We start from the raw sequence: 22,680 nt of genomic DNA on the forward strand, positions 1-22,680 counted from the left end.
CCGACCCCGAATGTGCATGACGTGCACATGAAAAATCTTCAGGAGACCGCCATGAAATTTTTTGTCGACACCGCCGATGTCAAGGAAATCCGCGAGCTGAACGATTTGGGGCTGCTCGACGGCGTAACCACCAATCCGTCGCTGATCCTGAAATCCGGCGGCAAGATCGCCGACGTCACAAGAGAGATCTGCGAGATCGTCAAGGGCCCAGTCTCGGCCGAAGTCGTCGCCACCGAATACAAGGACATGATGGCGGAGGCCAAGATCCTGGCCAGGATCGCCGACAATGTCTGCATCAAGGTGCCGCTGACGCTCGATGGCCTGAGAGCCTGCAAGGACATCCGGTCGGACGGCCGCATGGTCAACGTCACGCTGTGCTTCTCGGCCACCCAGGCGCTGCTCGCCGCCAAGGCCGGCGCCTCCTTCATCTCGCCCTTCGTCGGCCGCATCGACGACAGCGGCTGGGACGGCATGGAGCTGATTGCCGATATCCGCACCATCTACGACAATTATGACTTCCAGACCGAGATCCTGACCGCTTCTGTGCGCACCGTGAACCATGTCAAGCAGGCGGCGCTGATCGGTGCCGATGTCATCACCGCGCCGCCGGCGACGCTCAAGGCACTGGTCAAACACCCGCTGACCGACAAGGGCCTGGAACTGTTCCTCGCCGACTGGGCAAAGACCGGGCAGAAGATCGGCTGAAGCGACTATCCTACGAACAAAAAAAGGCCGAGCAATCGGCCTTTTTTTGCAGATTGCGCACTCCGGAAAGACCTAGCTTGCCGCCGGCTTGCCGTGCTTGATCAGATCCTGAGCGATCGACAGCCGCAGCACATCTGCCAGCTCGCGCGCCGCACGGTTCTCGGCGTCGATCTGGGCTCGGTATGACGCGAATTCCTGGCGCGGCCTGTCGTATGACGACGGAATCGAGCGCTTGCCCCTCGCTATGACCGTGCCCGTCTTGGCATCGCTGAGCACATAGTTGGCAGTCAGCGTCACAGTGCCGGCGGTCGGCTCGTCCTCGTCGGTCGTGACCTGCTCGATTGCCGCCGATTCGACGAGTTCGGAGACGCCGAGATCAAGCGAATAGACCGGCGAAGCCGGCTCGCCGGCGCCCTGGCCGAGCGCGAAGATCAAATTGTTGCGGACCTGCTGGGCGTAGCGGGTCTTGACCGGCTTGACCGAGATCGATGCCAGCTCGGCAGCGGCGCCGACCTGCGAGCCGGCGATCAGCGGCGCGCTCGAATAGAGCGGCCGCACCGTGCAGGCGGAAACCAGCGCCACCGAGGCGAGCAGCCCGTAAAGCACGACACGGCGCAGCGTCAGCTCCGCTTTTTTCGGATCAGGCAACGACATTGACGATCCTCTGCGGCACGATGATCACCTTGCGCGGCGCCTTACCTTCGAGCGCTTTCTGCACGAACTCGAGAGCCAGAACCGCTTTTTCGACCGCACCTTGGTCCGCGTCGCGGGCAATTGTCAAATCACCGCGCTTCTTGCCGTTGACCTGGACCGGCAGCACGATCTCGGCGTCGACGACAAGCGAGGCATCGTAGTCCGGCCAGGGCCGTTCGGCGACAAGGTCGGTGCCGCCGAGCGTCTGCCAGCACTCCTCGGCCAGATGCGGCATGACCGGCGCGATCAGGTGCACCAGGATCTCGACGGCCTCACGGCAGGCCGCTTGCAGGGCCGGACCGGCCTTGCCCTCTGCCGCCTCGTTGAGCGGTACGGTCAAGGCATTGGCGAGCTCATAGATGCGGGCGATGGCGCGGTTGAAGGCGAGCTTTTCGATATCCTCGCCGACCAACTTCAGGATCTTGTGCGCGGCCTTGGACACTGTCCCGGCCTCGCCGTCCTTCGCCGCCTCTGGCCGGACTCCGGCGAGCGATTCGGCAGCCGTCGACACCAGGCGCCAGATGCGCTGGATGAAGCGATGCGCGCCGGCCGCACCCTCGTCGGTCCATTCGACATCGCGCTCGGGCGGCGAGTCCGACAGCATGAACCAGCGCGCCGTATCGGCGCCGTAGCCGTCGGTGATCTCTTCCGGACTCACCGTATTCTTCTTCGACTTCGACATTTTTTCGAGCGGACCGATCACCGCCTCTTCGCCGGTGGCGATTTCGAAGGCGCGGCGCTTGCCGTCGGCGTCTTCCAGCCTGACCTCGCTTGGCGCAAGCCAGCGGCCGTTCGAGGCGCCGCCAACCCGATAGGTCTCGTGTACCACCATGCCTTGCGTGAACAGGCCCCTGAACGGCTCGGCGAGATCGACATGGCCGGTCTCGCGCATGGCGCGGGTGAAAAAGCGCGAATAGAGCAAATGCAGGATCGCATGCTCAATACCGCCAATATACTGGTCGACCGGCAGCCATTCAGTCGCGGCCTCGGGATCGGTCGGATCGTTTGCCCACGGCGCGGTGAAGCGCGCGAAATACCACGAAGAATCGACAAATGTGTCCATCGTGTCGGTTTCGCGCCGCGCATCCTTGCCGCAACGCGGGCATTTGACGTGCCGCCATGTCGGATGGCGATCGAGCGGATTGCCCGGCCGGTCGAACTCGATGTCGTCCGGCAGCTTGACCGGCAGGTCGGCTTTCGGCACCGGCACCACGCCGCAATCCTCGCAATGGATCATCGGGATCGGGCAGCCCCAATAGCGCTGGCGCGAAATGCCCCAGTCGCGCAGGCGGAAATTCACCTTGCGCTCGGCCATCGGCCGGTTGCCGATGGTCCTTTGTTCCAGCAGCTTCGCCACCTCGTCGAATGCCTGATCCGGCTTCATGCCGTCGAGGAAGCGCGAATTGATCATCGCGCCATCATCGACGTAAGCCTCGTCGATGACCTGGAAGCTTCCTTGATTCTCGCCTTCCGGCATCACCACCGGAATGACCGGAAGGCCGTATCTGTTGGCGAAGTCGAGGTCGCGCTGGTCATGTGCCGGGCAGCCGAAGATGGCGCCGGTGCCATAGTCCATCAGCACGAAATTGGCGACGTAGACGGGTAGCGTCCACCTCTCGTCGAACGGATGGACGACGCGAGTGCCGGTATCGAAACCCTTCTTCTCGGCCGTCTCCAAGGCCGCCGCCGAAGTGCCCATATGGCGGACTTCGTCGATGAACTTTGCCAGTGCCGGATTGTCTTCGGCGGCCTTTTTGGCCAGCGGATGGTCGGCCGCAATCGCCATGAAGGACGCGCCGAAGATCGTGTCGGGCCTTGTCGTATAGACTTCGAGCTCATGCTCGCCGGCGATTGGCTTGACCAGCGGCCAGCGGATCAGCAGCCCTTCTGAACGGCCGATCCAGTTCGCCTGCATCAGCTTCACTTTTTCCGGCCAGTCGTCGAGCTGATCGAGCGAATCCAGCAGATCCTGCGCATAATCGGTGATCTTGAAGAACCACTGCGTCAGCTCGCGCTGTTCCACCAGCGCGCCTGAGCGCCAGCCGCGTCCGTCGATGACCTGCTCGTTGGCAAGCACCGTCATGTCCTCCGGATCCCAGTTGACCTTGGAGGATTTGCGCGTCACCAGCCCCTTCTCGACGAAATCGAGGAACAGCATCTGCTGGCGGTGATAGTAGTCGACATCGCAGGTGGCGAACTCGCGCGCCCAATCGAGCGACAGGCCCATGACCTTGAGCTGCTCGCGCATGGCGGCGATGTTCTGATAGGTCCAGTCCTTGGGATGGACCTTGTTCTGCATCGCCGCGTTTTCGGCTGGCATGCCAAAGGCGTCCCAGCCCATCGGGTGCAGCACATTGAAACCCTTGGCCCGCTTGTAGCGCGCCACCACATCGCCCATCGTATAGTTGCGGGTATGGCCGATATGGATGCGCCCCGACGGATAGGGGAACATCTCCAGCACGTAGTATTTCGGGCGCGGGTCGTCATTGTCGGCTTCGAACAGCTTCTTGGCGTCCCAGGCCTTCTGCCATTTGGGCTCTGACGCGCGCGGATTGTATCGTTCGGTTGCCATCGGGTGTTTTTCACTTAAAAGCATGCGCGAGCCGCCGGACAATGCCCGGGCGGCTCAGGAAATGTCGTCGCGGTGTTCACCATGGATTGCCGGACCCGTCAACTGCGGCGATCCGGCGAAAAGCCAAACACAGGCAGGATATACGCATGGCGAGCGCCGCCGAACAGCTTTTCACGGTCAAGGCAAGGATCGCTGCCGCCGAGCGCGAGGCAGGCCGTGAGGCCGGAGCGGTGACGCTGGTCGCGGTCTCGAAAACCTTCGACGCCGCCGATATCCGCCCCGTCATCGAGGCCGGCCAGCGCGTCTTCGGCGAAAACCGCGTCCAGGAAGCACAAGCCAAATGGCCGGCACTGCGGACGGCGTTTCCCGACGTCGAGCTGCATCTGATCGGTCCGCTGCAATCGAACAAGGCCAAGGAAGCGGTGGCATTGTTCGACGTCATCGAAACCATCGACCGTGAAAAGATCGCCGCAGAGCTGGCCAAGGAAATCGCCAGGCAGGGCAGGACGCCAAGGCTCTATGTCCAGGTCAACACCGGCTCCGAGCCGCAAAAGGCCGGCATCGAGCCACGCGAGGCTGTCGCCTTCGTCGCCCGCTGCCGCTCGGTTCACGCCCTCGCCATCGAAGGGCTGATGTGCATTCCGCCGGCCGACGAGAACCCCGGTCCGCATTTCGCGCTGCTGGAAAAGCTTGGGCTCGAGGCCTGCGTCGACAAGCTCTCCATGGGCATGTCCGGCGACTACGAAACCGCGATCGCCTTCGGCGCGACCAGTGTCAGGGTTGGATCGGCGATTTTCGGCGCCAGATGAGGCGCAGCCGACCTTAGGCCACAGGCTGACATTGACTAAGCCAGCGTATAGAAACGGAACGTTTCGTTCCTATATGGGTCGAGTTATTCTCAACCCGTCTGGAGCCACCATGCGTTACAATCAACTTGGAAATACGGGGATGTTCGTCTCCGAACTTTGCCTCGGCACGATGACGTTCGGCGCGGCCGGCGAGAATGCCCAATGGGGCCTGATCGCCAGCCTCGACCAGAAGGGCGTCGACGAGATCGTTGCCCGCTCCCTCGCCGCCGGCGTCAATTTCTTCGACACGGCGGATGTCTATTCCTTCGGCGCCTCGGAACGGCTTCTCGGCCAGTCGCTCAGGAACCTTGGCGTCAACCGTCAGGACGTGATCATCGCCACCAAGGTTCATGGCGCCATGGGCGGCGGCCCGAACCAGCGCGGTTCCTCGCGCGGCCACATCATGGATTCGGTCGAGAGCAGCCTCGAGCGGCTACAGCTCGATCACATCGATCTCTACCAGCTGCACGGCACCGACACGGTGACGCCGATCGACGAAACGCTGCGGGCGCTCGACGACCTGGTTGCCGCCGGCAAGGTCCGCTATGTCGGCGTCTCGAACTGGCAGGCCTGGCGCATCGCCAAGGCGCTGGGTATTGCGGAGCGCAAAGGCTTTGCCCGCTTCGAGACCGTGCAGTCGTATTATTCGATCGCCGGCCGCGATCTCGAGCGCGAAATCGTGCCGCTGCTCAACGAGGAGAAACTCGGGCTGATGGTCTGGTCGCCGATGGCTGGCGGCCTGCTCTCCGGCAAATACGGACCGGGCGCCCCCGGCAATGGCGAGGGCCGTCGCGCCAGCTTCAATTTCCCGCCGGTCAATGAGGACCGTGCCTGGGCAGCGGTCGCTGTCATGCGCGAGATCGCCGTCAAGCACGGCGTCAGCGTCGCCACGGTGGCGCTCGGCTATGTCCTGGCCAAGCCATTCGTGATGAGCGTCATCATCGGCGCCAGCCGCATGGAGCAGCTGGAACAGAACCTTGCAGCCACCGAGTTGCAGCTCGATGCCGATGATCTTGTTCGCCTCGACGAAGTCAGTGCCCTGCCCGCCGAATACCCGGGCTGGATGCTGGAGCGTCAGGCGGCCGGCCGGCGGCCGGCGCCCTTTGTGCCGAAAAAGTAGTTCAATTTACCTTCGATTTGATGCTTCGGGAGCCGGCAGGCTCCCTATCTTTTTTTGGGCTCAAGTCAGCCGAACAGTCTCGACCAAAAAGTCCAAAAACGCCCGCACCCGCGCCGGCAGATACTTGCCTTGGCCGACATAGACGGCGTGGGTGAGTTCCTCGTCGCCGGGATTGAAATCTTCCAGCAGCGGCAGAAGCCGGCCGGCGGCAATGTCGGCCTCCACATGCCAGCGTGCCAGCCGGGCGATGCCCGCCCCCGAGAGCGCCATCAGCCGCATCGCCTCGCCGTCGCTGACCAGCGTATTTCCGATGATCGACAGGGTGATCGGTTTGCCGGCCGCGTCGATAAAAGGCCAGCCCTCGAGGTGACGAACGAAACGGAATCCCATCCGGTTGTGACGATCGAGGTCGGCGGGCGTCTTGGGCGTGCCACGCGCTTCGAGATACGATGGCGCCGCAACGACGACCACCCGGCTCTGCCCGAGCTTGCGCGCCACCAGCCGTGATTCGCCAAGCGGCCCGGCGCGGATGGCGACGTCAGCGCGCTCCTCCATCAGGTCGATGACATCGTCGGTCAACACCAGATCGACCGAGATTTCGGGGTAGCGCTCTAGGAAACGCGGCAAAAGCGGGATCAGCCGATGCTGCCCGAAAGGCACGTAGCTGTTGATCCGCAGCCGGCCACGCGGCGCGGCACCCGCCGCTGCCTCGCGCTCGGCCGCCGCCATGTCGGCAAGGACGCGCACGCCGCTGTCGAAGAACGCCGCACCCTCCGGCGTCAGTTGCAGCTTGCGCGTCGAACGGCTGACCAGCCGCGCACCAAGCCGCGCCTCCAGCCGCGCGATCAGCTTGCTCACCGCCGACGGCGTCATCCGCAACGCGCGGGCAGCGGCTGAAAAGCTGCCCGCCTCGACGACGCGGACGAACACTTCGATCTCGCCGGAGCGATTGATGTCGGGCCTGGCCATTGGTGAATCTATTTCACAGACGATGTGCCCGATGCAAGGCTGGTTCACAGCACATCGCGGCACGATCTTCCGGATCGGGGCGTGGGAGGACACGGCGCCCGTCGTCAAAACTGGTCGTCATCGAAGTGGGAACCGCCATGCCCCTTGCTCTTTACGCTCTTGCCGCCGGTGCCTTTGGCATCGGCGTCACCGAATTCGTCATCATGGGCCTGCTGCTCGACGTCAGCACCGATCTCGGCGTCTCGATCTCAGCTTCCGGCCAGCTGATTTCTGGCTATGCGCTGGGCGTCGTCATCGGCGCGCCGCTGCTGACGATCGCGACCGGCCGTTGGCCGCGCAAGACCGTGCTTCTGGCGCTGATGGCGATCTTCACGCTGGGCAACCTCGCTTGTGCGCTTGCCCCAGACTACTGGACGCTGATGGGTGCGCGCGTACTGGCCGCCTTCGCCCACGGTACCTTCTTCGGCGTCGGCTCGGTCGTGGCGACCGGACTGGTGGCGCCCAACAAGAAAGCCTCGGCGATCGCCCTGATGTTCACCGGCCTGACCATCGCCAACATCCTCGGCGTGCCCTTCGGCACATGGCTCGGCCAAGCCTTCGGCTGGCGCGCGACCTTCTGGGCGGTGACCCTGGTCGGCATCGCCGCCTTTACCATCATTCTGCTGCTGGTGCCGCGCAGCCGAACAGAGCCTGAGAAGAGCAATTTGCGCGCCGATCTCGCCTTGCTCGGCCGCGCGCCGGTCCTGCTTGGCTTTGCCACCACCGTGCTTGGCTATGCCGGCGTCTTCGCCGTCTTCACCTACATCGCCCCGTTGCTGACCGAGATCACCGGTTTTGACGAGACAGCGGTGTCGCCGATCCTGCTGGTCTTCGGCGGCGGCCTCATCGCCGGCAACCTCGCCGGCGGCAAGTTCGCCGATCGCTGGCTGGTACCGTCCGTTCTCGGCAGTCTCGTCGTGCTGGCGCTGGTGCTCGGCACCATGACCTTCGCCCTGCACAGCCAGGTCATGGCCGTTATCTATGTCGGCCTGCTCGGCGCCGCCGCCTTCGCCACCGTCGCGCCGCTACAGTTATGGGTGTTGCAGAAGGCGCAAGGCGCCGGCCAGAGCCTAGCTTCATCCTTCAACATCGCCGCCTTCAACCTCGGCAATGCGGCCGGCGCCTGGCTCGGCGGCGTGGTCATCGCCCATGGTCCCGGCCTCGGTGCCGTCACCTGGGTCGCGGCGCTGTTGCCACTTTCAGCGCTTGCCGTAGCGGCGTTTGCGCTGCGTCTCGACCGAGATCCTGTCCTCGCTACACCGGAAATCGCGCGGTCATAGAACGCAAACCTCAGCCAATCTTTGAAACAGCCATCCTTCCACAAGGAGCAAACCCATGGATTATCGAAATCTTGGCGCATCAGGCCTGAAGGTCCCGGTGCTCTCGTTCGGCGCTGGAACCTTCGGCGGTTCAGGCCCGCTGTTCGGTGCCTGGGGCAACAGCGATGCGGCGGAAGCACGGCGGCTGGTCGACATCTGCCTTGAGGCCGGCGTCAACCTGTTCGACACCGCCGATGTCTATTCGAATGGCGCTTCCGAACAAGTGCTCGGCGCTGCCATCAAGGGCCGCCGCGACGCCGTGCTGATCTCGACCAAGACCTCGCTGCCGATGGGCGACGGTCCCAACGATGCCGGCTCGTCACGTTCACGCCTGATCAAGGCCGTCGAAGACGCGCTGAAGCGTCTTGGCACCGATTACATCGACCTGCTGCAACTGCACGCCTTCGACGCCGCAACACCGATCGAGGAGGTGCTGTCGACGCTGGACAGTCTCGTGCGCGCCGGCAAGCTGCGTTATGTCGGCGTCTCCAATTTTTCCGGCTGGCAAGTGATGAAGTCGCTCGGCCTGGCGGATAGACATGGCTATCCCCGATACGTCGCCCATCAGGTCTATTACTCGCTGGTCGGACGCGATTATGAATGGGAGTTGATGCCGCTCGGCCTCGACCAGGGCGTCGGTGCGCTGGTGTGGAGCCCACTCGGCTGGGGCCGCCTGACCGGCAAGATCCGCCGTGGCCAGAAGCTGCCTGAGAAAAGCCGGCTGCACGACACGGCAAGCTTCGGACCGCCCGTCGAGGATGAGCATCTCTATCGGGTCGTCGACGCGCTTGATGTTGTCGCCGAGGAAACCGGCAAGACCATACCGCAGATCGCCATCAATTGGCTGCTGCAGCGGCCGACCGTCGCCTCCGTCATCATTGGCGCGCGCAACGAGGAGCAGTTGCGCCAGAATCTCGGCGCCGTCGGCTGGTCCTTGACAGCCGAGCAGATGAAGAAGCTCGACACGGCAAGTGAGGTCACCGCACCCTATCCGTATTTTCCCTATCGCCGGCAGGAGGGTTTTGCCCGGCTGAACCCGCCCGCAGTCTGACGCTCCAAAAGCTGGGCGGCGGCTCCCAGACTGCCGCCCGCCCGGCTAATGCAGAACGAACTCGCCGTCGACCTTGCGCCATTCGTTCGGCGCGATCAGCTTCTGGTGCGTGTAGCTGACCGAATGCAGCGGGCCTTCGAGCTTGGCCTTCCAGAACTCGATGAAGCGGATCAGCACGGGAAATTTCGGGGCGATGTCGTAATCCTGCCAGATGAAGCTCTGCAGCAGATGCGGATGATCTGGGAAGTGATAAAGAATCTTGGCCGTGGTCAAGCCATAGCCCTTGAGCATCAGGTCCATTTCTGAATGGTCGCGCATTGCCGGTCCCCTGGTTGATTCTCCTTCCTCCCAGCCTGAAATTGTGCACCCCATTTGCTTATTCGTCTATTGATATTTCTGCGATCAAACCAGATTCCTCCCGCAAAAACATGCGCTTAGCAGCCGCCTCACGAGAGTGCTGACACCGCCCGGCAAGGCACCTGCGGCATCCCGCCGCGCGAATCCAACGTCTAATGTTGCCGTCACCGCCGAACTGTTAATAATGCGCGCGAATTCGCGGCCGCATCGCCGCGATCCTGCCGGCGGTCAAGCCGGCGGTTTGGTTTTGGGGAGGAAGGCGAAGAAATGTCCGATGTTCATGTCCATCGCGTCCAGCCGGCGTGGAAGAAGAACGCGCTGATTGACAATGACACCTACCTGAAATGGTACGCCGACAGCGTCAAGAACCCGGACAAGTTCTGGGGCAAGCACGGCAAGCGCATCGACTGGTTCAAGCCCTACAGCAAGGTCAAGAACACGTCCTTCGACGGCAAGGTTTCGATCAAATGGTTCGAGGATGGCCAGACAAACGTTTCGTGGAACTGCATCGACCGGCATCTGAAGAAGCGCGGCGAACAGACCGCCATCATCTGGGAAGGCGACAATCCCTACGACGACAGGAAGATCACCTATAACGAACTTCACGCACGTGTCTGCCGCCTCGCCAATGTGATGAAGAAGCACGGCGTCAAGAAGGGCGACCGCGTCACCATCTACATGCCGATGATCCCGGAGGCCGCTTATGCGATGCTCGCCTGCACGCGCATCGGCGCCATTCATTCGGTTGTCTTCGGCGGCTTTTCGCCGGATGCGCTGGCCGGACGCATCGACGACTGCAAGTCGACCTTCGTCATCACCGCCGACGAAGGCCTGCGCGGCGGCAAGACTATCCCGCTGAAGGAGAACACCGACAAGGCGATCGAGATCGCCGCCAAGGCCGGAACGAAAGTCGAAAAGGTCTTGGTCGTGCGCCGCACCGGCGGCAAGACCGGCTGGGCCGCCGGGCGCGACGTCTGGTACCATGACGAGGTCGCCACGGTTAAGGCCGAATGCAAGCCCGAGAAGATGAACGCCGAGGACCCGCTGTTCATCCTCTACACATCCGGCTCGACCGGCAAGCCGAAGGGCGTGCTGCACACCACCGCCGGCTATCTCGTCTATGTCTCGATGACCCACCAATATGTCTTCGACTATCATGACGGCGATATCTACTGGTGCACCGCCGATGTCGGCTGGGTCACCGGCCACAGCTATATCGTCTACGGGCCGCTCGCCAACGGCGCCACCACGCTGATGTTTGAAGGCGTGCCGAACTACCCGTCGCAGTCGCGTTTCTGGGACGTGATCGACAAGCACAAGGTCAACATCTTCTACACGGCGCCGACGGCGCTGCGCGCGCTGATGGGCGCCGGCGATGCCCATGTCACCAAAACGTCGCGCAAGTCGCTGCGCGTGCTCGGCACCGTCGGCGAGCCGATCAATCCGGAAGCCTGGGAGTGGTATTTCAACGTCGTCGGCAACGGCAAGGTGCCGATCGTCGACACCTGGTGGCAGACCGAGACCGGCGGCATCATGATCACGCCGGTTCCGGGCGCCACCCACCTCAAGGCGGGTTCGGCGACGCGGCCCTTCTTTGGCGTCAAGCCGCAGCTGGTCGACGCCGACGGCAAGGTACTGGAAGGCGAAGCCAGCGGCAATCTTTGCATTGCCGACTCATGGCCGGGCCAGATGCGCACCGTCTATGGCGATCACGACCGCTTCGTGCAGACCTATTTCTCGACCTACAAGGGCAGGTACTTCACCGGCGACGGCTGCCGCCGCGATGCTGACGGCTACTACTGGATCACCGGCCGCGTCGATGACGTCATCAACGTCTCCGGCCACCGCATGGGCACCGCCGAGGTCGAATCGGCGCTGGTTTCGCATGAGAAGGTCTCGGAGGCCGCCGTCGTCGGCTACCCGCACGATATCAAGGGCCAGGGCATCTACTGCTATGTCACGCTGATGGCCGGCGAGACGCCAAGCGAGGAATTGCGCCAGGAGCTCGTCGCCCATGTCCGCAAGGAGATCGGCGCCATCGCTTCGCCCGACAAGATCCAGTTCGCGCCCGGCCTGCCGAAGACCCGTTCCGGCAAGATCATGCGGCGCATCCTGCGCAAGATCGCCGAGGATGATTTTGCCGCGCTCGGCGACACCTCGACGCTCGCCGACCCGGCAGTCGTCGACGACCTGATCGCCAACCGGCAAAACAAGAAGGGCTGATGCAACCCGCATTGGGCGCCGTCACCGAGCTTTGGCGCTATCCCGCGAGCTCGCTCGCCGGCGAGTTTCAGGAGGCGATCTCCGTCGACTGGTATACCGTCGAAGGCGACCGCCTGTTTGGTCTTGTCGATACCTCGACCGATGAAATCGCGCGGCCCGACCGCGAAGCGAAATGGCACAAGGTGCCCCGCATCCGCACCCGGCTGTCGCAGGCCGGCAGGCTGGAGGTCGCCATCCCCGACGGACGCTGGCTTTCGGCACCTGGCGCGCAAAGTGATCGCGCGGTTTCCGCGTATCTCGGCTTTGCGGCTTCCATCCGGCCGTTCCGCCGGGAAAATGCGGCTCCGGATTACCTCGGCCCCCTGCTGACGGAACGCTACGTCAAAACCCCTATTCATCTGCTGACCACCGCCTCACTGGCGCGTTTGAAAGTGCTGCATCCAGAGGGCGCCGCCGACGCGCGCCGCTTCCGCTCCAACATCGTCGTCGATATGCCAGAGGTCGAGGGGTCGTTTCCCGAGACGGAATGGATCGGGTGCAAGCTGGCAATCGGCGACCTGCTCCTGACCATCTCCGAGCCGTGCCGTCGCTGCGGCTTCACCATCATTGGCCAGAACGGGTTCGACCACAACCCGGCAATCCTGCGCAGCCTGGTCCGCCACAACGCCCATAACCTCGGCGTCTACTGCACCGTCGATCGACCGGCCCGCGTCGAGATCGGCGCCACGATGCGCCTCCTGTAGCTATCGGTACAAATCCGCCCGCGTCGGCGGCAGGCCGCTCGGCCCACGCGCGCGCCTAGTGACAACGGTCTGGAAAACCTGCGCCGAGGCGCGTTCGAAGGTAATCGAGCAGCCGGTGAGATAAAGCAGCCAGAGCCGCGCCTTGGCTTCGCCGACCTCGGCGATAGCTTCATCGAAGCGTGCGTGGAGGCGCTCGGCCCATAGCCTGCAGGTGCGCGCATAGTGCTCGCGCAAATTTTCGACGTCGTAGACGAGGAAGCCGTGCGCCTCGAGATTGCCGAGCGTCATGCCGATCGTGTCGAGTTCGCCGCCCGGAAAAATGTATTTGATCAGCGCCTTGAATTCCGGCCCCTTGCGCAGCGTCTTCTTCAAGCTGCCCTTGTCGCGCCGGGTGATGGCGTGGTGCAGATAGATGCCGCCCGGCTTGAGCAGGCGATGGATCCTCGAGAAATAGGCCGCATGGTTGGCAAGCCCCAGATGCTCGAACATGCCGATCGACGAGATCTTGTCGAAGGAGCCGGACAGCTCGGCATAGGACTTTATCTCGATGGTGATGCGGTCCTCCAGCCCCTCGGCGCGGATGCGTTCACGGGCGAGCTCGGTCTGTGCTTCCGATAGCGAGACGCCGTGGCCGACGACGCCATAATTCTTCACCGCATGGATGAGCATCGCTCCCCAGCCGCAGCCGATGTCGAGCAATCTATCGCCGGGCTTCAGCCGAAGCTTGCGGCAGATATGGTCGAGCTTGTCTCTCTGGGCCTGATCGATATCGTTGGCGAAATCCTTGAAGTAGCCGCAGCTATAGACCATGCGCTCGTCGAGGAAGAGCCGGTAGAATGCGTTGGAAATGTCGTAATGATGCTGGATCGCCTCCTTGCTCGAACCGCTGACGAAAGGATTGCGGCCGGAAAGATCGGTTCGCGTCGTCATCTGTTTTCGCGAAAACAGCACCGCCGGCAGGTCGCGCAGGATCGCCAGCTTCGGCAATGTCTTGAGCTTCGTCCTGAGCTTGCCGTGCGTGGGCAAGGCGTAGAAATCGAACAGCGATCCGTCTTCGACGTCGACCGCCTTGGCAATCCACATCTCGATCAGCGTCGATAAAGAGGGCCGACGTACGATCTGCCAGACGATGTCCTGGTCGTTGATGGTGAGCACCGGGCCGGCAGCCGGGCCGATCCGCTCGCCTGTCCACAGCCTCACCGCAAAACCCGGCTTCAGCGTCTCGATGACCGTCCGAACAATCCGGGCCGCTCTCTCGGCTGCCTCCATCCCCGTCCTCCCTTACCCGGCAAAATAGTGGCCCGGAACAATAGCGGCTCGATCTTGCCTGCCCGATCGGCCGGCCGCAAGCCGCCCGAGTGCACAAGCAGGCTTGTTCAGGATTTTCGGGTGCCGCGCCTTGCCATTTGCCGGATGACACCCCATCATGGGGGAGTGTTCAACAAATCGAAAGGAGGTGATCCGATGTCGAGTGATTTCGTTTTCCAGAACGTGGCCTCAGCGGATCGCACTTTCGGGAAGCAGTCTTCCCGCTAAGGCGCGAGATGCGCGGCTGGCGACCAGGGTCGCCGCCAGGAGCCGCGCCATGGACGGAAACACGGAAGGTCGCCGGCTTCGCGAGAAGCGGCGGCCTTTTCCTTTTTGGGCTGTTGTCCCCTATTTGGTTACGGTTAACATCTCGACATTGCGCGCTATATCCTGGAAAGCCTGGTTGAGTTCGGTTCCATTGGCAGCTTGGTAGAAGTGCTTGATCTTGGCGGTGTCCGGGCTCGCGCAATCCTGGAGCGTCGCCTTGGCATTCGTTTCGTTTAGGTCAAACCCAATAGTGAAGATCTCGATGCCGTTGTCGCGCATGGCAGCGCAAAGTTTTTTGGCGGCCGTGCGGGTCGGCTCCTTGCCGGCGTCATTGTAGACGTCGCTCACCGTGCTCGCATCGAAGTAGGACAGGTTGAATTCGCCGTCGGTCATCAGGATCGCAATCTTGGCAACCTTCTTTGGATCCATCTTGGCCGGCCGCTGCGAAGTCCTCATGATGCCCCCCCAGTTCTCCGAGAGCATGTACCAGGTCCACTGCACGCCGATATGGCCGGCGGTGCCGCCGGAGGCGACGAAATTCTTGATGACCGTCTTGAGCGCCGTCGCATCCGCTGTCAGCGGCATCAGCGCGGCGCTCGGGCAGGCGGCGGTGCCGGTTTGCCACGCGAAGGACGACAGCAGGTAGTCGCGGTTGACCATGCTGGCGTCGGGGCCCGCGTCCGAATATTGATAAATCCCCTTGCGCTCGGTGGCGCAATTATCGGGACGGATAAAGCCCGAGACATACTGCACGGCGTCATTGGCCGGCGCCTGTTTGCGTTGACTGGCGGTGGTTTCCACATAGACGCTGGTGGCGGCAAGTGTACCGGCATTCACCGAATTGGCATAAGGCACGATGGCAACCCGCACACGTGGCTTGGCAGGGTCCTGGCCGCCCAGGAAACTGTCGACGGCATTCGCCGCGGCCGCCCGTAGATCGATGATTTTCTGGCCGGCCATCGACCCGGTCACATCGAGCATCATCGCGACTTCGATCTGCTTGTCCGAATAGAGAGCCGTCGTCGATGCGGGAACGCGCTGCATGCTACCCGTGCTGAAAAGCGGGAAATAATAGCTGACATTGACATGAACGTCCGCCTGAACGGTCCTGGCGGTCTGGTCGACGGTCAGTTTGTCGAGAACGATCTGATTGTCCTGCAGGATACCCGCCGTGCTGTTGGCATCGAGAAAGGCCTGCACCGATTTGCTGGCTTCGGCCTCGCTGATAACGCCGGTCGTCAGGTCGCGGGCCGTCGAGGTGACCGCCGCATCGACGACGCCTTGCAGGCTCGATTTCACATTGTAGAGTTGGGATACGTTGACGGCAAAGCCGACACTCAGCGCCAGTACTGAGCCGATTATACCAAACAGGACCGCGAAATTTCCGCTGCGATCCCCGGCAAAGCCGCCGATCGCCTGAACAAGACCCCCGAAACGCCGCATCCCTTCCGCCTCCATTCGCTACAGCCTGCAGCTGTCCGAACGCGCATTGCAGGAATCCGGCCGGATCGCGCCGCCGGGCGCGGGAAAGCGAGCGGCCCCCGCTCAGGCCATTGTTTCCAAACGGTTTCGAGCGGCGACAAGGTAAACAGCGGGTAAACGAAAGCCGCGTCGGCACGGCTTTGTTCAAAAAGCGCTTACCAAGATTCGGGCTCGCAATTCGAGACGGCTGGACTGCGTCCCAATCCGGTACAGACGAGATGTATCGAACAGGATCAGTGCTGCCGCAGTGGCGGCAGGTGGAAATCCGGACTGCGAATGTGTCCGAAGATCAGGCCAGCATCCGTGCGCTGACGGTCTTGTCGACGCCGCGATAGGGCGGCTTGAACAGATTGCCTTCCTGCTCGTGGGTCCAGACCTTGAACAGGCTGAGCCGATGCGGGCCGAAACTGTGCAGCAGCGGCACGTCGGTGGCGTCGCGGCCGCGGGCTATGACGACGCGGCCGATCCTCGGCACATTGTGGCGAGGATCGAAGGTGTACCATCTGCCGTCGAGGAACACTTCCACCCAGGCCGAGAAATCCATCGGCGCCGGATCGGCGGGCACGCCGATATCGCCGAGATAGCCGTTCACGTAGCGGGCCGGGATGTTCATGCAGCGGCAGAGCGTGATCGCCAGATGGGCAAAGTCGCGGCAGACGCCGACGCGCTCCTCATGCGCCTGCGCCGCCGTGCGGGTCGAGCGCGCATAGCCGTAGCCGAAGGACAGGCGGTTGTGGACATAGTCGACGATCGCCTGCACCCGCGCCCAGCCCGGCGGAAGCTGGCCGAAAAGTTGCCAGGCCAGGTCGCCGAGATGGTCGGTCTCGCAGTAACGGCTGCCGAGCAGATAGCCGAGCACCTCGTCCGGCAATTCGGCAACCGGGACTTCCCCGGCCAGCGTGTTGACTTCGTCCATCTCGCCGCTGTCCTCGACCACCGCGTCATAAAGGATGCGAAAGCTTCCGGCCGGCGCCGTGAAGCGGCGGCAGCTATTGCCGAAAAGATCGTGGTAGACCCTGGTCGGAACCGACGGCGACGTCAGCACGCGCGTCTGCCGCTTGATGTCGGCCTGGCGATCCCGATGGATCTCGAGCAGCGAAACAATCGGCGTGGCTGCAGCGCATTCAATGGCAATTTCATAGCCGAGCCTGATCAGCATCGCCGTCCCCCTACGATCGTCATGGAAGATAGTGCTGGTCAACGCAGGAGAGTGTGCGGCGGTTCCTTGTGGTCGTCAAAAACGACGCCTCGCGACTTCCCATACGGACGCGGCAACGTTACGGTCGATCGACACGCGTCTTTCGAAATAATTCCTCCAAGATGACCCCGGGAAACCGATGTTCGCAGGCAGAAAATTCGCGGCCTTCCTGTTCGATATGGACGGCACGATTCTCAATTCGATCGCCGCGGCGGAAAGGGTCTGGGCAGCGTGGGCGCATCGGCAAGGTCTTGACGTCGCCGCATTCCTGCCGACCATCCACGGCGTGCGGGCGATCGAGACCATCGGCCGGCTGGCGCTCCCAGGCGTCGATCCTGCCCGCGAAGCCGAATCGCTTTTGCAGGCCGAGGCGGCCGATGTCGAGGGCATTCGCCCGATTGCCGGCGCCGCGGCCTTCTTGGCGTCGCTGCCGCCTGGAAGCTGGGCGATCGCCACTTCGGCACCGCGCGAACTTGCCTTGCTGCGCCTGCAGGCCGCCGGCATTCCGGCTCCCGCCGTGATCGTCGCGGCGGAGGACGTGGCTCGCGGCAAGCCGGCACCCGACTGCTTCCGGCTGGCGGCCGCACGGCTCGGCGTCGATGTGCGCGACTGCCTCGTCTTCGAGGACGCGCCGGCCGGCATAGCGGCAGCCGAAGCCGCGGGCGCTGCAATCGTGGTGATCAGCGCCACGCACCGGCATCCGTTGCAGACGCCGCATGCCGCCATCACCGGCTATGGCGCGATCGGCATCGCTGTCGATGACAACGGCTGGATTGCCATCGAAGCGGAACGGACCGCACAGCCTGCTTAACTAGCATCCTGCTTGCGCTAAAAGTCGCTGGTCAGGCCCTTGACCTCCCAGTCGCCATAGCGGCCAGGCTCCTTGCCGCCGCGCCCGCCGATCTCCCTCGGCAGCGTGGCTTCCTGCTCGCGATATTTCTCCCGCCGGGCCTCGGCCTCGACCAAGGCGCGCCTGGCTGCCGGGGTCAGCGGCTTTTGCGGCGAGCCGTTAGCATGCGTTTGGCTGGTTTTGTCGATCATGCGATCTTCCGCTAGATTGAAACAGGCCCCGATTGAAACGGGAACCGCTGTTTCCCATCATATAGCGATGGGCCCACAAGGATCGACCCCTTTGTTGGGCCCAAATGGAGCAGACGATGAACACCCTTCGCACCGCCATGCTTTTGGCCGCAATGACGGCCCTGTTCATGGGCGTCGGCTATCTGGTCGGCGGATCCGGCGGCATGATGATCGCCTTGCTGATCGCCGCCGGCACCAATTTGTTCAGCTATTGGAACGCCGACAAGATGGTGCTGTCGATGCACCGTGCGATCGAAGTCGACGAACGCAACGCGCCTGAATATTACGCCATCGTGCAGGGTCTCGCCCAACGTGCCGGCCTGCCGATGCCGAGAACCTATCTCATCGACAATCCGCAGCCCAATGCCTTCGCCACCGGCCGCAATCCGCAAAATGCCGCTGTCGCCGCCAGCACCGGCCTGCTCGAGCGGCTATCGCATGAAGAAGTCGCGGCGGTGATGGCGCACGAGCTCGCCCATGTGCAGCACCGCGATACGCTGACCATGACGATCGTCGCCACCTTTGCCGGCGCAATTTCGATGCTCGGCAATTTCGCCTTCTTTTTCGGCGGCAACCGCGACAACAACAATTCCTTCGGCATCGTCGGCGTGCTGGTGGCAATGATCGTCGCGCCTTTGGCCGCCATGATCGTGCAGATGGCGGTGAGCCGCACCCGCGAATATGAGGCCGACCGGCGCGGTGCCGAAATCTGTGGACACCCGCTGTGGCTCGCCTCGGCGCTTGACAAGATCGCGCGGGGCGCCGAACGCATCCGCAACCCGGATGCCGAGCGCAATCCGGCAACCGCCCATCTCTTCATCATCAATCCTCTTTCCGGCGAGCGTATGGACAGTTTGTTTTCCACTCACCCGAGCACAGAAAACCGCATCGCCGCGTTGCAGAGGATGGCGAGCGAAATGGCCGGCGCACCCGAAGCGGCCGCGACGCCAAGGCCGGCGCCGGAAGGGACCGGGCAGCAGCCGTCTGGTCCGTGGGACAGGGCCGCGCGGCCCGAAAGGCCGCCTGAGCCGGCCAAGCCGAGACCCAATCCCTGGGGACGCAATCCGACCGGACCCAAAGGTCCGTGGTCGTGACGAGCGCGACAGACAAAAAAGGCGGGATCTCGCTGGCGGAAATGCGCGATCTTTGTGCAAGGCACTGGAACCCTGTCGGCATACCGATGGCGAGCATAGCAACATCAAGTGATCTGGGCTTTCGCCCACTTCCTGAAGATGAATATGACACCTATCTCCGCCACATCGTCCGACTTGTCGGGGATGGTGCATCTCCAAAGCAAGTCGCGGACTATGTCGGCACGGTTGAAAAAGACTACATTCAGGTGACCTCCCCCCTAGGAAGCAAAGAAGATTTTGTCAGCGCTATATTTAAACTAGTCAACCGATCGCCGACACAATGAGGCCAACTCACAGTGAGGCTTCAGAAGCTCGCGGTCTCGCCGCGCGCAAGGCAGCCGCGCGCCTGCTTGCCGCCGTCATTGACGCGAAAACGCCGCTCGACGGGCTGACCGACCATGAAAACGGCCATCCACAATACAAGGCGCTCGACCTGCGCGACCGCGCTTTGGTGCGCGCCATTCTGGTCACCGCCCTGCGCTACCGCATGACCATATCAGGCCTTTTGGCCCGTCGCCTGGAAAAGCCGCTGCCGCCCAACGCCACGGCGCTTTCGCACATTTTGCATGTGGCGGCAGCGCAGATCCTGTTCCTCGATGTTCCCGACAGCGCCGCCGTCGACCTCGCCGTGACACACGCCAAGTCCGATCCGCGCACGGCGCGCTTTTCCGGCCTCGTCAACGGCGTGCTGCGCACGCTGGCGCGGGCCAAGCAGGACGAGCTCGCCGCAGCATTTGCCGCTACCGACGAGGCGCCAAAATGGTTTTCCGACCGTTTGAAAACAGTCTACGGCCTCGACAAGGCCCGGCAGATACTGCTCGCCCATCGCCATGAGGCACCGGTCGATTTCTCGGTCAAGTCGGACCCGGCGCTGTGGGCCGAACGGCTCGGCGGCTTTGTCTTGCCGACCGGCACGGTGCGGGTGGAAAAGCTCAGCGCTTCCGTGACCGAACTGCCCGGCTTTGGGGAAGGCGCCTGGTGGGTTCAGGATGCAGCGGCCAGCCTGCCGGCCCGGCTGTTCGGCGACATCAATGGTTTGCGAATCGCCGACCTCTGCGCCGCGCCGGGCGGCAAGACCGCCCAGCTGATCCTCGCCGGCGCCCACGTCACCGCGCTAGACATGTCCAAAACGCGGCTGGCACGGCTGACGCAGAACCTCGAACGGCTCGGTCTGGCCGCCGAGATCGTCCAGGCCGATCTGCTCAAATACGAGCCGAAGGACCTCTTCGACGCCGTCCTCCTCGACGCACCTTGCTCTTCGACCGGCACGGTGCGGCGGCATCCCGACGTCCCCTGGACGAAGACGGTGGCCGACGTCGAAAAACTGGCCGACCTGCAACGCCGGCTGCTTGCCCGCGCCGTCACCCTGGTCAAGCCTGGTGGACGCATCGTCTTTTCCAACTGTTCGCTCGATCCGCTGGAAGGCGAAGAGCTCTATCGCGACTTTCTCGCCGGCAATGCGGAGATTGTCGACGACCCGCTTCGGCCGGGTGAGATCGCCGGCATCGACCCGTTTCTGACGCCGCAAGGCACGTTGCGCACCACGCCTGCCGATCTGGAGCTAGGCTCGCCGGGCCGCTCCGGGCTGGACGGCTTCTTCGCCGCCCGCATGCGCAGAGCCGGCTAAGGGCCGATCTTGAAGCGCCGTCCGGCTTCTTGGGGCGAGGAGGCATGGAAAACAGGCTGAACGGCCCCACTGCCGCGGAATTCGCCTTCGCACAAGTTCTTGAATCATATAAACTTGTGCCTGGGTGAGGACGATCAGGAGGGGTTTTGGCAATCGCTGCCGGTAACACGACGCGTCTGTGGACGCTTGTCGCGAGGGAGTTCTGGCGCAAGACGCGCCGGCGCTTGCGCGCCGGGCCACTCTATCGCTGGCGCTACTCAGGCCGCACGCCGGAGCGCGTCCTGATCGCCCCACCGGACCTGCGGCTCGCCGATCCTCAGATCGCGCTCGAGATCTATTACGGCCGCTATCCGCTTTCGGGGCATCTGGTCGAGACCGGCGGCAAATCGCCCTTCCAGATCGACGTGCCCAATCCCGGCTGGCAAAAAACGCTGCATGGCTTTCGCTGGCTGCGCCATATGCGTGCCGCCGGCACCGAGCTAGCCGCCGCCAACGCGCGGGCGTTGGTTTCCGACTGGATTGCAATCCATGGCAGCCATATTTCCGGCGTCGCCTGGGAGCCCGGCACGACGGCCAAGCGTGTCATTGCCTGGCTGCAGCATTCCTCGATCGTGTTGCAGGGCGCCGAATTTCCGTTCTACCGCGCGTTCTTGAAATCGCTCGCCGTCCAGATCCGCTATCTGCGCGCCATGGTGCGCGAGATGCCGGACGGCAAGGACCGGCTGCGCGCCCGCATTGCGCTGGCCTTTGCCGCTTTGTCGCTGCCGGCGCCGGCCTCGGCGCTACGCGGTGCTACCCGCAATCTCGCCGAGGAGCTCGACCGCCAGATCCTGCCTGACGGCGGCCATATCTCGCGCAATCCGATGGCCGTGCTTGAAATCCTCGCCGACCTTCTGCCGTTGCGCCAGACATACGCCAATCAGGCCGAGACACCGCCTGCCGCCCTGATCGGCGCCATCGACCGGATGCTGCCGGCATTGCGCTTCTTTCGCCATCAGGACGGCAGCCTCGCCCGCTTCAACGGCATGGGCGCCACCATTCACGATCGTATCGCCAGCATCCTGCATCACGACGACACCGCCGGCGCACCGTTGCTGCACGCGCCGCATTCGGGTTATGAGCGCCTGTCGATGGGCGGTGTCACTGTGATCGCCGATACCGGCCCGCCGCCCCCTGTCGACGTATCCAATGCCGCTCACGCCGGATGCCTCGCCTTCGAATTGTCGTCGGGCCGCCAGCACTATATCGTCAACGCCGGAATAGACACTTATGGCGCCGCCGAGTTCCGGCCGCTTGCCCGCGCCACCGCCGCCCACTCGACCGCCACCATCAACGACACGTCGTCGGCGCGCTTCAATCACTCCTTGCGCGTCAACGACCTGCTCGGCACGCCTTTGATCGGCGGGCCGCAGCATGTGCCTTGCAAGCGCACCGACCAGAAGGGCAGCCAGGGCTTCATCGCCCGCCATGACGGCTATGCAGCGCGCTTCGGCTTCCTGCATGAGCGCGAGCTGAAATTATCGACCGAAGGCAATGTGTTTGCCGGCAGGGACCGTTTTCTGCGCCCGGGCGGCGCTTCTATCCGCAACAATGGCCGTGACTTCGTCACGGTGCGTTTCCATGTCCATCCCGATATTAGCCTGCTCCAGGATGAGCATGACCGTCTGGTGCTGGCCGCCGACCATGCCGACACCTGGGTGTTTACCTCTACCGAAGTGGTGCCCGAGGTCGAGGAATCGATCTATTTCGCAGGGCTTGGCGGCCCGCGCCGCAGCCGCCAGATCGTGCTTGCGTTCAAGGCCTCGGAAACTTCGGAGGTCCACTGGCAATTGACGCGCACCATCATCGCCGGCCGTCCGGAAAAAGCTGAAGCCGGTGGCAACGGCAGACACTGATCAAGTCTTGCGGCTTGATTTCCGGGCCTCATATGCTACGGCCCGCGGACG

The 22,680-nt window shown here is 63.2% G+C and carries 20 protein-coding genes; 12 read left to right on the forward strand and 8 right to left on the reverse strand.

Annotated elements, in window-relative coordinates; all coding sequences use genetic code 11:
* The first annotated feature begins 51 nt into the window (after window positions 1-51).
* The gene (gene fsa, locus NKI41_RS14530; RefSeq protein WP_023678103.1) at window positions 52-705 is read left to right on the forward strand and encodes a fructose-6-phosphate aldolase; all 654 of its coding nucleotides are present in this window, start codon (window positions 52-54) and stop codon (window positions 703-705) included.
* Window positions 706-777: 72 nt separating this feature from the next.
* Here fsa and NKI41_RS14535 read toward each other — a convergent pair whose 3' ends face one another.
* Both NKI41_RS14535 and leuS read right to left on the reverse strand, forming a co-directional pair.
* A complete protein-coding gene (locus tag NKI41_RS14535) occupies window positions 778-1,359 on the reverse strand; it encodes an LPS assembly lipoprotein LptE (RefSeq protein ID WP_352471286.1) in 582 nt (193 codons plus the stop codon).
* Entirely contained in the window at window positions 1,346-3,970 is a 2,625-nt protein-coding gene (gene leuS, locus NKI41_RS14540; protein WP_352471287.1) for a leucine--tRNA ligase, read from the reverse strand. Before leuS ends, NKI41_RS14535 begins: the two co-directional genes overlap by 14 nt.
* 146 nt (window positions 3,971-4,116) lie before the next feature.
* On the opposite strand from leuS, the gene NKI41_RS14545 reads away from it, so the two are divergent.
* A complete protein-coding gene (locus NKI41_RS14545) occupies window positions 4,117-4,779 on the forward strand; it encodes a YggS family pyridoxal phosphate-dependent enzyme (RefSeq protein WP_352471288.1) in 663 nt (220 codons plus the stop codon).
* Window positions 4,780-4,888: 109 nt separating this feature from the next.
* A complete protein-coding gene (locus tag NKI41_RS14550; RefSeq protein ID WP_352471289.1) occupies window positions 4,889-5,938 on the forward strand; it encodes an aldo/keto reductase in 1,050 nt (349 codons plus the stop codon).
* A gap of 60 nt (window positions 5,939-5,998) precedes the next feature.
* On the opposite strand, the gene NKI41_RS14555 is transcribed toward NKI41_RS14550, so the two are convergent.
* Window positions 5,999-6,907 (reverse strand): LysR family transcriptional regulator, encoded by a 909-nt coding sequence (locus NKI41_RS14555; protein ID WP_352500794.1) that lies wholly within the window; start codon window positions 6,905-6,907, stop codon window positions 5,999-6,001.
* 137 nt (window positions 6,908-7,044) lie between these two features.
* On the opposite strand from NKI41_RS14555, the gene NKI41_RS14560 reads away from it, so the two are divergent.
* Both NKI41_RS14560 and NKI41_RS14565 read left to right on the forward strand, forming a co-directional pair.
* Window positions 7,045-8,226, forward strand: a complete 1,182-nt coding sequence (locus NKI41_RS14560; protein ID WP_352683661.1) for an MFS transporter — start codon at window positions 7,045-7,047, stop codon at window positions 8,224-8,226.
* Window positions 8,227-8,281: 55 nt separating this feature from the next.
* Window positions 8,282-9,316 (forward strand): aldo/keto reductase, encoded by a 1,035-nt coding sequence (locus NKI41_RS14565; RefSeq protein ID WP_352683663.1) that lies wholly within the window; start codon window positions 8,282-8,284, stop codon window positions 9,314-9,316.
* A gap of 45 nt (window positions 9,317-9,361) precedes the next feature.
* Here NKI41_RS14565 and NKI41_RS14570 read toward each other — a convergent pair whose 3' ends face one another.
* A complete protein-coding gene (locus NKI41_RS14570) occupies window positions 9,362-9,634 on the reverse strand; it encodes an usg protein (protein ID WP_023678111.1) in 273 nt (90 codons plus the stop codon).
* 306 nt (window positions 9,635-9,940) lie between these two features.
* On the opposite strand from NKI41_RS14570, the gene acs reads away from it, so the two are divergent.
* Both acs and NKI41_RS14580 read left to right on the forward strand, forming a co-directional pair.
* Window positions 9,941-11,896, forward strand: a complete 1,956-nt coding sequence (gene acs, locus NKI41_RS14575; protein ID WP_352471293.1) for an acetate--CoA ligase — start codon at window positions 9,941-9,943, stop codon at window positions 11,894-11,896.
* A complete protein-coding gene (locus NKI41_RS14580) occupies window positions 11,896-12,639 on the forward strand; it encodes an MOSC domain-containing protein (protein ID WP_352540914.1) in 744 nt (247 codons plus the stop codon). The genes acs and NKI41_RS14580 overlap by 1 nt, the downstream gene beginning before the upstream one ends.
* Here the strand turns inward: NKI41_RS14580 and NKI41_RS14585 are convergent, their stop codons facing one another.
* The 3 genes from NKI41_RS14585 to NKI41_RS14595 form a co-directional block, all read right to left on the reverse strand.
* Window positions 12,640-13,908, reverse strand: coding sequence for a class I SAM-dependent methyltransferase (locus NKI41_RS14585; protein ID WP_352540913.1), 1,269 nt, complete (start codon window positions 13,906-13,908; stop codon window positions 12,640-12,642).
* Between the two features lie 387 nt (window positions 13,909-14,295).
* Entirely contained in the window at window positions 14,296-15,657 is a 1,362-nt protein-coding gene (locus NKI41_RS14590) for a pilus assembly protein TadG-related protein (protein WP_352683666.1), read from the reverse strand.
* A 328-nt stretch (window positions 15,658-15,985) separates the two neighbouring features.
* Window positions 15,986-16,855, reverse strand: a complete 870-nt coding sequence (locus NKI41_RS14595; RefSeq protein ID WP_352451227.1) for a transglutaminase-like domain-containing protein — start codon at window positions 16,853-16,855, stop codon at window positions 15,986-15,988.
* 178 nt (window positions 16,856-17,033) lie between these two features.
* Between NKI41_RS14595 and NKI41_RS14600 the strand changes: the two genes are divergently transcribed.
* On the forward strand, window positions 17,034-17,705 hold the full coding sequence (locus tag NKI41_RS14600) for an HAD-IA family hydrolase (protein WP_352451228.1): 672 nt from the start codon (window positions 17,034-17,036) through the stop codon (window positions 17,703-17,705).
* 17 nt (window positions 17,706-17,722) lie between these two features.
* On the opposite strand, the gene NKI41_RS14605 is transcribed toward NKI41_RS14600, so the two are convergent.
* Window positions 17,723-17,935 (reverse strand): DUF1674 domain-containing protein, encoded by a 213-nt coding sequence (locus NKI41_RS14605; RefSeq protein ID WP_352451229.1) that lies wholly within the window; start codon window positions 17,933-17,935, stop codon window positions 17,723-17,725.
* A 116-nt stretch (window positions 17,936-18,051) separates the two neighbouring features.
* On the opposite strand from NKI41_RS14605, the gene htpX reads away from it, so the two are divergent.
* The 4 genes from htpX to NKI41_RS14625 all read left to right on the forward strand — a co-directional run bounded on the left by htpX (window position 18,052) and on the right by NKI41_RS14625 (window position 22,629).
* Entirely contained in the window at window positions 18,052-19,068 is a 1,017-nt protein-coding gene (gene htpX / locus NKI41_RS14610; RefSeq protein WP_352683668.1) for a zinc metalloprotease HtpX, read from the forward strand.
* On the forward strand, window positions 19,065-19,391 hold the full coding sequence (locus tag NKI41_RS14615) for a hypothetical protein (RefSeq protein ID WP_352683671.1): 327 nt from the start codon (window positions 19,065-19,067) through the stop codon (window positions 19,389-19,391). Before htpX ends, NKI41_RS14615 begins: the two co-directional genes overlap by 4 nt.
* Window positions 19,388-20,734 (forward strand): RsmB/NOP family class I SAM-dependent RNA methyltransferase, encoded by a 1,347-nt coding sequence (locus NKI41_RS14620; RefSeq protein ID WP_352683673.1) that lies wholly within the window; start codon window positions 19,388-19,390, stop codon window positions 20,732-20,734. Before NKI41_RS14615 ends, NKI41_RS14620 begins: the two co-directional genes overlap by 4 nt.
* Before the next feature lie 146 nt (window positions 20,735-20,880).
* Window positions 20,881-22,629 (forward strand): heparinase II/III family protein, encoded by a 1,749-nt coding sequence (locus NKI41_RS14625; protein ID WP_352474667.1) that lies wholly within the window; start codon window positions 20,881-20,883, stop codon window positions 22,627-22,629.
* Window positions 22,630-22,680: the final 51 nt, after the last annotated feature.

Origin of the sequence: Mesorhizobium sp. M0601 (assembly GCF_040320845.1) — a bacterium.
Classification (GTDB): Bacteria; Pseudomonadota; Alphaproteobacteria; order Rhizobiales; family Rhizobiaceae; genus Mesorhizobium.